The following is a 13,630-nucleotide window of genomic DNA, read 5'->3' as shown; positions in this document are numbered from 1 at the left end:
TGAGCAGGCTGGCATTTACCAAATGACTTGATTTAAACTAATGTACTCTCCTTTATTTTAGCCTAATCAAACAGAGCGGCAGAAGAGGCAATGTTGGCCTCTTCTTTAACGGCGTGAAATGCTAGTACCTTATTACCAGCTTTTCTATCTCTTCTTTTTCTGCCTTTGATGCATGCTGCTTATTAGCATGAAAGAAACTATTATCCTTACCGTTCGTTACTCCAGCAGGAAATTTTATTTTTTGTAAGTTTCTACATTCAGCAAATGCGAGATTACCAATGGACGTTTCGCCAGCAGGAATCTGATAAGAACCATCAATAATATCACTCTCATCAACTTTAATCACAACTTTACCATTATTATTTGATTTCATTATTTCTTCACTCCTAAATAAATTTATACCAAAACATGTTTTAATTATTCTGCGTATAATTTAATATGTTTGTTTAATTTTTGGAATAAAGTAATTTGGAAACAATGTACTTCTAAATTGGAAAGAGGCCTACTTTTGGCCTAAGGGAAAAAATTGATAACTTAATTTTTATTTAATCTCTAAGCTTGCTTGTTTAAGAGAAGGTTAGAGCTTAAGTTAATCGCTTTCTTGTACTCTGGTAAGGTCAGCTTCTACGAAGTGCCCCGCCGCATATTCATGTAAAACTGAAGCTATGAAGGTTTGATAAGGAAGGCCCTTATAGGCTGCTTTCTGTTTAAGTAGCGCTAGATCGCCACTTGAGATACGTAGTGTTATACGCTCATCCTTACGTATATAATTCTCAGCAGACTTTTTGGCTTAGCTATTTCTTCTTCTAAATTATCTACAGTTTTCCATTCACCTTGCTCAATGGGCTCCAAAAGCTCTTTTTCTTCTCGATCAAGTTTACCTTTCAATTTTTTCATAGTCACCCTCTTATATTCAGGTATTGCCTGGTAAGTTTCCGGCTTGGGAAAGCAGTTTTGAGAAATATAGTTGCGTTACTTTTTCTTACAAAAGGTACTAACCAAATATACCTCAGTGCCACTTCACTGAATACCGCGGTCACGCCGCGATAATTCGGTTATGATTTATGTCACACTAAGTAAACGTAGCTTAGGTGCAGGCCTATAGGGCCTAAACCCGGGTTTCACTTTGTTTCACCCAGGCTACTTACTACTTGCTAGATCTCGCAATATGAATAACGCCGAATATTGTCATTCCCGTGTAGACAGGAATCTAGCTTGATAATGGCATGATGCTAATATCAGGCATGGATCTCCGCATACGCGGAGATGACAGTAAACCTAGATACTGTCCTTAGAAATAACTAGCCTTTTAATGAAAGTTTAGCTTGATTTTAAAGACAGTATCTGCAAGGTCGTTTTGATCACTTTTCTATCCACGCAACAAGGCCACATTTTATTGACAACTTCATCTGGTTAAAATTGTATTTTCGATTATTTTAAAATTTTCGAAAATAATATATAGTTATTCTTACTTACTTTTTTAGAGCTAAATGATGTTAGATGGGCCAAGGAAATTAACTAAATCTTCTCAGGTCGCACAAAAATTACGGGAAGATATTCTTAGTGGTTATTTTGCACCAAACTCTAAATTACAGTTAGCGAATTTAAAAAAGAGATACGGTGTTGGGTTTAGCCCTCTGCGTGAGGCATTATCACGTCTGGCTACCAGTGGATTGGTTAATTTTGAGGAACAATGTGGGTTTTGTGTGCCAGCGCTTTCTCTAGAGGAGTTATATGATATTTATACCAATAGAATGCGTATTGAAAATATCGCTTTAGAGTTAGCCATTGAACATGGCGATGAGCATTGGGAGGCAGACGTTATCGCGTGCTGGTATCGATATTCAAAATTTATGAAAGCTAATGCTCCACTCGATTCGTATGCTTGGCATGCTATGGAAGAAGAATTTAGTTCTACCTTAATTAAAGCATGTCAATCGCCATGGCTACTTAAGATGAAAACCATCCTTTATGAAAATGCTGCGCGTTATCATTTTTTGTGCCTAAGCCGCCATAATGCAAATAGAGAAACCATTCTTGAGCATATTAATGACTGTCAGGATTTGGTGGACGCTGTCATTACTAGAGACAAAATAAAAGCACTAGAAATTTCCAATAGAGCTTGGCAATCTTCTATTCAAATTATAAGTGATGAATTACAAAAATATAAAAATTTAATACCTCACCAACTGTCAGATAATTTATTGCAACATGTTGGCTAAAAATAAAAACAAATAGACAGAGTTTAAAGGGATATAGACGATGTTAAATCAAAAAAAATATTTATTAATACCTGCTTTTCCCACCCCAAATGGCAGATTACATCTTGGCCATATTGGTGGCCCTTATTTAAGTGCTGATATCCTAGCGCGACATTTACGTTTATCTGGCCATCAAGCGAGAATACTCACTGGAACTGATGATTTTGAATCATATGTTATGCTGCAAGCGGCTAGAAAGCAAAAGACACCAGAATACATTTGCAATTTTTATCATCCCTTAATCGCTGCTGATTTAAAATCAATGGATATTGAATTTGAGCATTTTATACAACCCAGTCATTTCTTTTGGCTACAAAATTATCGATGCTGGCATGAGATAATCTTTAAGGAATTAAAAAATAAAAAGGCATGCCAAACAATAAAAGAAAATATGTTCTGGGATGATCTTAATCAACGCTTTAAAACAGGTTGTTGGTTAAATGGTTTTTGCCCATTATGTCGAGAAAAAACTGAAAGCTATTTCTGTGAAGCCTGTGGTGCTCATTATCGACCTGAAGAAATCATTAAATCGAATAACCAAGACATGATACAGCGAATGGACAATCTATTTCTTCGTTTACCATCAACCTTAGCTTTAAAAGATAAAGGCATTAATGCAAAGCTTGAAACGCTTTATTATCAATTTTTACAGCAGCAGAATCATTTGTTTCGTTTGACTACGCAAGCGGCGTGGGGATTAAAGTGTAATGAGAGCAGCACATTTTTTAGCTATGGTTTTATATTTGCTTATGTTTTAATGTTAGGCGAACTAGTAGGACAAATGGATGGCAGCAATCAAAATGCGTTCGCCATTGACTCCTCCACCATTACAATTGCAAGCTTTGGTCATGATAATTTTATACCGTTTATCAGCAGTACTGTAGGCATTAGCTCCTATTTTAAAAAATATAAACCTTTTGATTATTATTTAATAAATTATTTTTTTAACTTAAATGGCTCAAAATTTTCTACCAGCCGTCGTCATGCCATTTGGGTGAATGACGTTATTAACCACCGGCAACTTTCAAGTGATATTATTAGGCTTTATTTAGCATCTATTGATACTCATACTGGTACGGGTAATTTTTCTTCCCATGATTTTTTAAATTTTTATAATCACACGCTCAGTTGGCAAAACCAAACAATTCTTGCAATGCTAGCAAAGTTATCAGACGCGCAGCCTAAGACTTGTAGTTTAGATTTGCAACAGCAATTATTTAAGCTTTTAACTATCAATAATCAAGTGTTACAACCAAATCATTTCTTTCCTCATCAAGCAGTGAAAGCCATCAATGTTTGGTTAAAGCTTGCCAATCAATTAACTCAAGACATGTCTTCTTATTTTTGGTGGCTACAAGCTTTTTCTCTTTTTATATCACCTTTTATGCCAAAGCTTGGACACGGTCTTTGGCAAGCATTGGGGTTTCCAAACCAACCCTCTATTCACCTATTATTCACTAAGCCCACGCTACCTATTAATAAAACACTCCCTATTAACCAAACAGTTCCTAGCGAAGATTCAATCATTCATTAAAGGAGTTAATATGACTAAAGGAAAACACACGCCGGTCGTAGATTTATTAGGTGTAGGTATAGGCCCTTTTAACTTAAGCATAGCCGCCCTTTTATCCCCAATAAAATCATTAAAAAGTTATTTTTGTGATCAAAACGAATCGTTTACCTGGCACCCAGGCATGTTAATTCAAGATGCTGAAATTCAAGTGAGTTATTTAAAAGATTTAGTAACGTTAGTAGACCCAACTAACCCCTATTCCTTTATTTCTTATTTAGCTAAACATAAACGTCTGTATCGATTTATGAATGCTCAGTTTAATAATGTTTTTAGACTTGAGTTTAATCATTATTTGAATTGGGTTAGCCGCTCTCTTTCTAATTTAAAATTTAAGGAAAAGGTTGAAGATATTCAGTTTAAAAATGCCCTGTTTACTATACGAACGTCACAAAGCGAAATTCAATCAAAACATTTAGTGCTAGGAAGTGGCTTATCCGCTTATATTCCTAAGGCAGCAAAAAACTTCTTAGGTGCCTATGTTTTTCATAATAAGGATTTCTTGCAATATAAAGGTAACCTGCAAGGAAAAAAAGTTGTAGTCGTCGGAGGCGGGCAAAGTGGCGCTGAGATTATCGATAATATTTTAGCTCAAACTTCAAATTTACCCTTAGAGTTAACTTGGGTAACAAGACGTAATCTGTTTGCCCCACTTGATGATTCAACGTTTACAAATGATTTATTCACGCCTTCGTTTAATAATTATTTTTTTCATCTAACAGAGGAGCAAAAAATTGCTTTTCTAGATAAACACAGGTTTGTGAGTGATGGCATCTCTTTAAATCTTTTAAATTCGATTTATCGCAAACTGTATATGTTAGAGTTTTTAGAAAATAAAGGCCGCTTTTATAAGCTAATCTTTAATCATGAGCTGCAAAAAATTACGCAAAATGGCGGTACTTACAACTTAACTATTCAGGAGCTTAAGTCCTCATCCTCTCAGATACTTGCAGCTGATATTATTATTTTATGTACAGGCTTTCAATGGGAGTATCCTACCTATCTGCAATCGCTTGCAGAGAGCATTCCGTTACAAAATAATCACTTTATAGTTAATCAGGATTTCTCTATCCAATGGGATGGGCCTAAAACAAACCGGATTTACGTACAAAATGCATCCCGACATACACATGGCCTTGCAGATCCTAATTTCTGTTTGATGGCGTGGCGAAGTGCAACGATTATTAACAGTATATGTGAAAAAGAAATCTACGATTTATCGTCTGAAAATTGTGTTTTTGAGGTTAATTCAGAAAATAATTTTTTTGAGGAAAATAAACATGTCATATGCGCTTAATCCAAAAGTAAGTTTAAAAAAAGTCGAAAAGATTAGTAATGAACTTAAAGTCTATCCTATCGATTTCACTAAACACGTCCCTTTTGCAGCCACTTTTTTTCACTTACAACCTGGTGGAAAAACGCCTTTGGATTTTCATATTGAAAAAGAGTGCTGGATGGTATTACAAGGCAGCGGCATTTTAATTTATGAAGGTAGCTTTTATCATTTAGTACGGCAAAATATATTTTATTTTGATTCTTACAAAAAGCATCAATTAGTTAACAATTCTCAAGAGGTACTGATTGTTTGCTCCTGGTATTGGCAGGAGCCCTAGATGAACACTGCTGATGTGATTATCATTGGAGGCGGTATTATAGGTTGTGCGCTTTTTTATGAACTTGCAAAAAATTCTGTAAATAAAATTATTCTGCTGGAACGCGATGAAGTTGCCAGCGGCACATCGGGAGAGTCCGGAGGCTTTATAAGGAAATTAAATTTAGACCCTTATCTTAGCCAGCTGTCTGCTGAAAGCTTTGATTACTATTTGAATTTCACAAAAGAAGTAGGTGAATCCTGTGATTTTATGCAAACAGGACTCACCTACACCATACCTAATCACATGCTTGCTTTAATACAGTCTAATATAGGAAATTTAATGGATGAAAATTATCCTATTGAGGTAAGGGCTAGCACTGATGCTAGCTTAATTTATGAATATAACGCTGGATACATTAATACCACTTTAACTTGCAAGAACTGGGTAAAAGCTGCTTTAAAAAACAAGGCAATTGTGTATGAACACTGTCCTGCATTAAACCTATTATACAGTGGAGGAAAAGTTAATGGCGTTGAAACGCCCCAAGGTGTAATAGAAGCTCAAACTATCATCGTTGCTACAGGATTCTATAGCGCTGCTTTCTCACCCCTTCTCGATTTAAATAGCTTAATTAGCATCAAATCCTTTCAATATCATTTATACCTTAAGGCAAGCCAATATATTGACCATGCTTACATTAATCATTTTGAAGGTTGGTATTTATTCCCTCAGAAGACAGGTCACCTCTTAGCTGGGTATATAAATAGAGACAAGGAATCACTAACAGAGAAACATAATAAACACTTAGACGAATCAGAAGCTTCTTCCTTGCACAAGCTTTTATGCAAGCATTTTCCGTGGATAATTAATAAACCTTATACGATTAAAAGAAGCTATGATGCCTATACTGCAGATGAGCAAGGCTTGATGCATAAGTCCTCTATCAAAGGATTATTTTATGCCACAGGTTTAAGTGGTGGCGGTATAAAAATTGCGCCAGCTTTTGCTAAAAGGGTCATTGAGCTATTAGATAGTTAAGTGGATTATAATACAAAAAGTGACCACTCAATCTAATATAATGTATCTAAGTGATTAATTTTTAATTAAAAAATTTTCACCATTTAAAAACTCTGTAAATCATTTTATATGTTCTATAATTAAACAATAATTTAAAATTTTAAATTCTAACTGTTCAGTCATGGTTAATAAATTTAAAGATGAAATAGATTTAGTGTTAAGTCAGATTCAAAAGCTGGTAAGTAGTACTGATAATCAGGCCGTAAAAAAGCTATACCTTTACCAATCCTTGCTAAATGATAATAGGTTTACCACCGCGCATACATCAGATTGTCAGACTAATTTGAATGACGCTAAAGAGTTATTAAATAATCTTCTTTTAGCAAAGCAAGCTGTTGAGCATGTTAGAGCAAGTATGACTTCTGCTCACAGTAAAAATTTTAGTGAGCTAGCGGCAATACGCGATAAACTAAATAACAAAGAGTTAAGGGCTACTTTTGGGGCGCTTAAAAATCAACGTGAAAAATTAAGTTTATTTGATAAGAGTTTAGCTGCATTTGATCAGGAAGCGTATCGTAAAGGTACTGGCTTTAATATGACTATGTGGTATAGACATATGAATTCTCCAAAGAGTCGTAAAGTTTTAGGAAATTGCACTGAGCAAAGCAATGCTGCTTTCGTCTATCTTTATACTCATTTTAGAGAACAATTTAGCAACAGCTCCCCTTCCTCTTTGCAAAGTTTGCACCGTATTGATATTAGCAATACGATTGGTGGCCACAGCTATACACTCATTAATGGTATAGCTGGCGCTGACATTAACCCCCAATCAAAATGCACAATGAGCAAGTTTTTAAGCGAGATTGAAAATTTTTCTAATACTGCAGTAGTTGTTGATCCTTGGAATAGCGAAGCACCTTTTTACCCTGCTGCAGATATTCCCAACAAGATGCCAGCATGTGGCTTAAAAGGTGAGGTAAATATTGAATTTGGATTATCACTCTCTGAGCATGAGGCAAATAATACAGGTTATAAACTATAGATTAGACTACTAAAATTTTATCACTAGCCAAAAATAAATAACTTAAATTCATCATTTAAGCAAAATTTAACTATCAGCTTTCAGATTACAGCTTGATAAAATTAATACTTTAATTCCGTATTGATTTCAACTTGATTAAAAAACTTACTTTTAGAAAAAACATTGACCATAAATCTTAATAATCCGTTAATTTTTGCTTGTTAGACTGGCCGCCTTCAAAATAAATTGAGAGAAAGATGAGAAGTGAAGAGCTGCTAGATCTACTTAATCAGGTAGAGCAACCATCTGAAATTTTAATTAGACTCCATGAAAAAAATTTTGCAGTGACTGATTTAACTGAGGATGGCGATACAGTTTTGCATGTATTGGCTAAGTCAAATCATGCAAAAGATTATTTTGCTTTTTCCAATTATATTGAAGTACTACTACAAGCTGGGGCAGATGTTAATGTGCTTGATAAGCAGGGTAATAGCTTTCTAAGCTATTATTTAGAGCATGAGTCATTTTTCTTAGACAAAACGCTTAATCTCTTGTTTGCCCATAAAGACTTCAATCCCCAACAGATATTGAAAGCAGACCAAACATTTTTTGAATTTATTTATCAATCGCTAAGTTACTGGGCAGAAGATGCATTTAAAAGTTTAATAGAACACCAAAAATTTAACCCGAATCAGAAAACCTCCAGGCATAATTCTATATTGCTGCATATGATCTGGGAGAATTTATATTCTCGTAAAAAATATCTTTATGATGTAATTAACAATATTAAAACCAATCCCAATATTAAAAATACTAATGGACAAACAGCGCTAGCTTATATCCTCTCTAATCCAAAATATAGAGACATGGAATTAATCAGCCAGTTAATCAATCACGAACAATTTGAAGTCAATACGCTAGACAACGATGGCAATAACTATTTGCAACTTGCCATTATTCATTATGAATTCTCATGTGAGACTATTGCTACTCTACTTATAAGCAAGGGTATTGATATTTTACATAAAAATAATGACGATAAATCCATCATTGATCTCCTCTATGAAAATGAGGCAGGCAGGTCAAGCTATACAAATATGGCATTGCTACTAGAAATTCTTAAAGCTCAGCCAGCCTTATTTTTTGAAAAAAACGCAAACGGTAAAATCATATTAAGTGATTTACTTAAAAGCTCAGCGTATCACGTTACATCTCAATTTAAAGAACTCCTAGAGCTATGTAAAAATCAACCAGAAAACCGTGAGCTCCTCAAAAAAATCATATCTGATTGCTTTAATGACTTTCTACAAAATAACGTATCTGAGTATACCTTGAGATTGCTAGTTAAAGCGTTGCTTGAAGCAACTATTGATATAGATGTCGAATACTGCCTAGCCATTATCGCTGTCTATGAATCTTCTTCTGAACGAGATGAACTATACGCCAATATTAAACAACTCAACCCTAACTTTGATTTAAGCGAAGTTATTCGTCACATTAAAAACCTAACTAAAGAAAATAATAGTGAGCAATTACAAGCTTTAGATTATGTTGGCGAAACAAGGTTTGATCTAAATTGCTTTGATGACACCATGTTGGCTTGGGAAGAAAAATACCTTCAAGCGAAAGTGAGTTCTGGTCTAACTACAGATTGTAGCCTGTTTGGCCATTTATTTTCCTTAAGTGGCTCGGTACCAATCAATAACCAGCTCATCAAGCTAACGGGGAACACTTTCTCAAATACCGCGCCTTTTATAGTACATTTACTAAATGCTTATGCTAAACATTGTGAGCAAAATGGAAAATACCCAGACTATTTAGATTCCATAAAGCACGTAAGAAACATGACAATAAAAGCAATGCGCTTTTACTTTTTATCGATACCCTGGGGGGATTATTATGGACAGGCGAGGCCTTCTAAGGACAGTTTGTTGTCATCTATACTTGCTGACAGCACAAATCTAGGTGCTGAAATAGTTACCGGCTGGCCTGAGCATGCAATAGATCTCATCATTCAACAGGATAATTTTTATCGGAATAATGGTGGCGGTTGTAGTACGGATGCAACTACTGAACATTATAAGATGTCTAAAGCGCAAAATTTAACTAAAGAAATAATTGCTAAGCTCTATAACGAGACTTCCCAAGAATCAAATAAAACCTACATTCAGCGCGATTTACATAATATTCTAGGTTTAATATTTGATAGTACGGTTGATGGAAAATTTCAAACAGTTGGCAATTGTAGTCTAGCAAGCCTGCTCATTGCTTTAAAAGTAAAATATCGTTTGGTTTTACCTGAAGCAATTGCTGATGAATTATATGCAGATACGATAGCATTCTTTGAACAATTTTATTTAGAAGAATTCTTATCACGCTATGCCGATAATCCTACTCTACCTCACCTGTTAATGCGTTTAATTATCCAAAAATTACTGCCTGAGGGAAAACTAGAATTAATAGAGCAATTATTAAAAAATCATTTTACATCAGATACCAATCAAGAAATCATGCAAGCTGAATTTATGATTCATCAATGGCAACAGCATATTAAGGGTAATTCTACAGAGCAACTCGACAAGCAACTGCAATCTCTTAGGATAGTTCTCAATCCTAGCATCAGTCATCGTTTGGTCATATTAGATCAATTCCTCGCTAACGCTGTAACTGATGGCGCTTTAAATGAGCTAAGCTCATGGCCTTTAAATGAGCAAACCTTCCAAGGTTATCATTTGTTACACTTTGCTGTCATGAATAACAATTTAACATTAGCCTCGTCACTTATTCAGATGTTTCCCGAGGCAATCAATCAATCCAATTGGTTTGAGCAGGAGCCACTGTGTTTAGTCAAATCGGTTGAAATGATTGAGCTCTTAGTTAAAGCAGGCGCTAGTACAACTAGGACAAAGTACGATAATGCCTTAGATTGCGCAATTTTAGCCGACAGATTGGATTTGGTAGAAGCGTTGCTTAAACATAACGCGAAACCCAGCGAATACAGTGCGAGTTACGCCGCACGTAAAGATCCAAAGATTTTACAGGCACTCATTGAAACTTATCCCGAAATAGTCACAAAGCCTACCTACAATTACAGTACAGCCATTCACGCAGCAGCGAGGAATGGCCATAATACCAATCTTCGTAATCTAATTTATTATGGGGGTGCTAATCCAGGTGCATGTGATGTAAACGGTATTACCCCTTTACAATTAGCCCTTAAATATAAACACCCTGATACCGCTAAACTATTAATTAAATACCCTGGTACTTTGTTTAAGCGACCTTATCGAGGTGACTCGGTGGTTAGCATGGCGACAAGTGACAAGTTAAAACAGCTGATTGCCTGTAAGAAAAAAGAAAGAAAAAGTGATCTTGCCTATTTTGAAAGATTTAAGGAAAGTAACCCAGGTATTGTTAAAGAAAATGTCGATTATTTAATTATAGCGATTCGTAACAATGACTTACCCGCTATTCGTGGGTGTTTAATCGCTTATCCTGAAATCAAAGTCGTTAATTATAGTAAGCACTATTGCTCAGCCCCTTTGACCGAAGCTATACGAAGATTGGCTGGAAAAACAGGGCAAGCATATAAGGATAATTTTGCCATCATCAAAATGCTTTTGAATACGCCAAGTATTGATATTAATGCATTGATGGCTACATCCGAACCCATCTTATTTATGGCTACCTCAATTGGTGATGTGGCAGTTCTTGAATTATTTCTTGCTGATCCTAAACTAAATCCAAATCAGCAGGATAATGTTGGCTATACTGCCCTTCATGATGCTGTAGAGCGCGGCCATCTAGGCTGTGTTAAGCGTCTACTGCAAGATGAGCGTGTTGATAGTACGCTTGTAAATAACGCTAATGAAACAGTTTTAGATCTAAAAAGCTTTAAATATGGCGTTAGAGAATGCCAAGAAGAAGTGACTCGGTATCAGGAGCGGATGCACCTGAATAGGAGCAAGTTGACCTTTAGCTGCTAATCTTTAAAGAAAATTTTAAGTCTAATTTGCTTAAGCCCTTGTTCTTAAGCAATTAGACAGTTACTTAATACGCCACTATTTATTCGCTCCTAAAACTAAGCAATGAAGGACTTAGCTACCAAATCACTAAATATATTCCCTATATTTGATCTTTTTTATTGCAAAATGTATGATTTTAATCTAAAATTAGGTAATATTTTAATCAGCTTAGACGTCATTTTGTAACAAAAAAATGACTGGATTAGAAAAATTTAATTGATTTATCAATTAGTTAGATAGATAAAAAGACAGGAGTCACTGAGCAAGAAGCTAAAGCAGAAAATACGTTCAATCTTATAATAATTCTAACCTCTAAATCTCTTTAGAAACGCTACTGCGAAAGCGACTTGCTGTGCCAAGCTGATGCTTTTGAACACTGACATTAAATTCATGATGTTAGTTTATAATTTTAGGTAGATGTTTACCTTAATTAAATGAGATGATTAAGAGTAGAAATTATGGCAGCCAGTCCAAATATTTTTGATTTTTTACACCATACCGCAGGTATTTCTCAGAACGAGGCACTCGATTTTATTTATCCAAAATCAGCCCTTCTTCCACCAGAAGAATTTGTTGGGCAACTCATGGATTTCTTAAAAAATGCCAATGAAAAGTCTATAGAACAGCTAAATGTTTTAATTTTTCATATGAAATATATAATCCCTTTGCAATCCATGATGGCTACCGAGCCCACTTTTAACCAAGTTCTTTTAGGCGGCTTGAGCAAAAATGATCTCTTAGCAATACAAGACGCTCTAAGAGATAAAGAGAATGGGGAGATAGTTAAAAGGCAGTTATCTAATATCTTAATCAACCAAACTTATAGCTCAATACCCGATCTTTTATTGCGACAAACACATCAAGCAGCAAAGCAAATAGAAAGCATTAAAAAAGAGTATGAGGAACTAAAACGGCAAGCTCAAGATTCACCACCTGTAATTTATCAAGTATTTTCTAAAAACCCCACAAGCGATATGGGCCTAAGCTTTCCGTCTTTTGCTGAGGCCGAAAAACATATACTTAATAGTAACGATAAACCAGATTTTTTTATCGTGGAGATACAGGCTGAAAAACCTCAAGATTTAAATGATGCGAGACAAGATTTTGTTAGTAATGGTTTAAAAAATTCATGGCCTAATAACCAGATTAATAGTGTTACTTCTTTCACTCAAGGCATAAAAGAAAAACGCCACTATAACCCTAGTGGTTCAGATAATGTAGCACGTGCGATAAAACAACTAGACACCATGATAGACCGCCTGCAACAAACCAACTGGTTATTTAAATTAATTGAAACTGTAACAGGCAGGCATGGCTTAACAGACAAAAAAATTCAAGCGCTAACTGAAATTAGAAATCAAGTTATCGTACAGAAAAAAGACATTGAAGATAAAACAATTTCTTTACGACAAGTATTAGATAACGGATTACAAACTCGTTTAGAAGATAAGCAAGAAAGTAAAACGCATACTATTAAAAGATTACTAAATGAGCAGCGCTTTGGTTTTAGTAACAATGCAGCGGTTACTACGGAGATGGTTGATGAGTTGGTAGAAGGAATAAAACCAAGTATGAAATAGTTTTAATTATCAAGTTAATGTCTAACTAAACACCTTCAATAGCCGGATTATTAACTCATCTTTCATATAATTCTATGGGTAAATTATCCGGATCAGCAATAAAGGTAAAATACTTATTGGTTAATTCATCTAAACGGATTGGCTCAGCAACAACGCCCTTTTCTGCTAATTGCTTGATAGCTTCAGCTAAATTATTAACTGCAAAGGCTAAATGCCTAAGTCCAGCCCCCTCAGGTCTGGATAGCCTTTTAGGTGGATTAGGAAATGAGAAAAGCTCAATTAAGTAGTTGCCGTTGACGCATAAATCGAGTTTATAAGATTGCCGTGCTTCTCTAAATGTTTCTCTCATAATAGTTAAGCCTAAAACCTTGGTATAAAAATCTTTAGACTTGGCATAATCAGAGCAAATGATTGCCACATGATGAATTCCATTTAGCATAAGTTTCCTAAAAGTAAATGAATTATTAATAATACAATACATTTGCAATAAATCATGAGAAAAAAATAATAAAGGGCTGCCCTACTAGTAAGGCCATGGCCATCAGGCTAAGCACCCAAGGG

At 35.1% G+C, this 13,630-nt stretch carries 11 protein-coding genes; 8 read left to right on the top strand and 3 right to left on the bottom strand.

All coding sequences use genetic code 11. The features are described from left to right. Window positions 1-121 precede the first annotated feature (121 nt). Both DYE47_RS02135 and DYE47_RS16245 read right to left on the bottom strand, forming a co-directional pair. Complete coding sequence (locus DYE47_RS02135; protein ID WP_115301690.1) at window positions 122-373, bottom strand: leucine-rich repeat protein; 252 nt, start codon at window positions 371-373, stop codon at window positions 122-124. Window positions 374-744: 371 nt separating this feature from the next. After that, window positions 745-897, bottom strand: coding sequence for a hypothetical protein (locus DYE47_RS16245; protein ID WP_160149819.1), 153 nt, complete (start codon window positions 895-897; stop codon window positions 745-747). Window positions 898-1,490: 593 nt separating this feature from the next. On the opposite strand from DYE47_RS16245, the gene DYE47_RS02130 reads away from it, so the two are divergent. The 8 genes from DYE47_RS02130 (at window position 1,491) to DYE47_RS02095 (ending at window position 13,069) form a co-directional block, all read left to right on the top strand. After that, window positions 1,491-2,222 (top strand): GntR family transcriptional regulator, encoded by a 732-nt coding sequence (locus tag DYE47_RS02130; protein ID WP_242604241.1) that lies wholly within the window; start codon window positions 1,491-1,493, stop codon window positions 2,220-2,222. A gap of 40 nt (window positions 2,223-2,262) precedes the next feature. Next, a complete protein-coding gene (locus tag DYE47_RS02125) occupies window positions 2,263-3,795 on the top strand; it encodes a methionine--tRNA ligase (protein ID WP_115301688.1) in 1,533 nt (510 codons plus the stop codon). A 10-nt stretch (window positions 3,796-3,805) separates the two neighbouring features. Then, window positions 3,806-5,128 (top strand): lysine N(6)-hydroxylase/L-ornithine N(5)-oxygenase family protein, encoded by a 1,323-nt coding sequence (locus tag DYE47_RS02120; protein WP_115301687.1) that lies wholly within the window; start codon window positions 3,806-3,808, stop codon window positions 5,126-5,128. Beyond that, a complete protein-coding gene (locus DYE47_RS02115; protein ID WP_115301686.1) occupies window positions 5,112-5,444 on the top strand; it encodes a cupin domain-containing protein in 333 nt (110 codons plus the stop codon). Before DYE47_RS02120 ends, DYE47_RS02115 begins: the two co-directional genes overlap by 17 nt. After that, window positions 5,445-6,464, top strand: a complete 1,020-nt coding sequence (locus tag DYE47_RS02110; RefSeq protein WP_115301685.1) for an NAD(P)/FAD-dependent oxidoreductase — start codon at window positions 5,445-5,447, stop codon at window positions 6,462-6,464. It abuts the gene before it with no gap. 160 nt (window positions 6,465-6,624) lie between these two features. Then, entirely contained in the window at window positions 6,625-7,485 is an 861-nt protein-coding gene (locus DYE47_RS02105; RefSeq protein ID WP_115301684.1) for a hypothetical protein, read from the top strand. Window positions 7,486-7,721: 236 nt separating this feature from the next. Next, on the top strand, window positions 7,722-11,450 hold the full coding sequence (locus tag DYE47_RS02100; RefSeq protein WP_115301683.1) for an ankyrin repeat domain-containing protein: 3,729 nt from the start codon (window positions 7,722-7,724) through the stop codon (window positions 11,448-11,450). Between the two features lie 497 nt (window positions 11,451-11,947). Then, window positions 11,948-13,069, top strand: coding sequence for a hypothetical protein (locus DYE47_RS02095; protein ID WP_115301682.1), 1,122 nt, complete (start codon window positions 11,948-11,950; stop codon window positions 13,067-13,069). A gap of 55 nt (window positions 13,070-13,124) precedes the next feature. On the opposite strand, the gene gloA2 is transcribed toward DYE47_RS02095, so the two are convergent. Continuing rightward, window positions 13,125-13,508 (bottom strand): SMU1112c/YaeR family gloxylase I-like metalloprotein, encoded by a 384-nt coding sequence (gene gloA2, locus DYE47_RS02090; protein ID WP_115301681.1) that lies wholly within the window; start codon window positions 13,506-13,508, stop codon window positions 13,125-13,127. Window positions 13,509-13,630 lie beyond the last annotated feature (122 nt).

The sequence above is a fragment of the Legionella beliardensis genome (assembly GCF_900452395.1).
GTDB classification, from domain to species: domain Bacteria; phylum Pseudomonadota; class Gammaproteobacteria; order Legionellales; family Legionellaceae; genus Legionella_C; species Legionella_C beliardensis.
This window is presented reverse-complemented; position numbering and strand designations above follow the sequence as displayed.

Coding starts and splice junctions, on each gene's coding strand:
- DYE47_RS02135 (WP_115301690.1), bottom strand. CDS start 373: ATGAAATCAAATAATAATGGTAAAGTTGTGATTAAAGTTGATGAGAGT.
- DYE47_RS16245 (WP_160149819.1), bottom strand. CDS start 897: ATGAAAAAATTGAAAGGTAAACTTGATCGAGAAGAAAAAGAGCTTTTG.
- DYE47_RS02130 (WP_242604241.1), top strand. CDS start 1,491: ATGATGTTAGATGGGCCAAGGAAATTAACTAAATCTTCTCAGGTCGCA.
- DYE47_RS02125 (WP_115301688.1), top strand. CDS start 2,263: ATGTTAAATCAAAAAAAATATTTATTAATACCTGCTTTTCCCACCCCA.
- DYE47_RS02120 (WP_115301687.1), top strand. CDS start 3,806: ATGACTAAAGGAAAACACACGCCGGTCGTAGATTTATTAGGTGTAGGT.
- DYE47_RS02115 (WP_115301686.1), top strand. CDS start 5,112: ATGTCATATGCGCTTAATCCAAAAGTAAGTTTAAAAAAAGTCGAAAAG.
- DYE47_RS02110 (WP_115301685.1), top strand. CDS start 5,445: ATGAACACTGCTGATGTGATTATCATTGGAGGCGGTATTATAGGTTGT.
- DYE47_RS02105 (WP_115301684.1), top strand. CDS start 6,625: ATGGTTAATAAATTTAAAGATGAAATAGATTTAGTGTTAAGTCAGATT.
- DYE47_RS02100 (WP_115301683.1), top strand. CDS start 7,722: ATGAGAAGTGAAGAGCTGCTAGATCTACTTAATCAGGTAGAGCAACCA.
- DYE47_RS02095 (WP_115301682.1), top strand. CDS start 11,948: ATGGCAGCCAGTCCAAATATTTTTGATTTTTTACACCATACCGCAGGT.
- gloA2 (WP_115301681.1), bottom strand. CDS start 13,508: ATGCTAAATGGAATTCATCATGTGGCAATCATTTGCTCTGATTATGCC.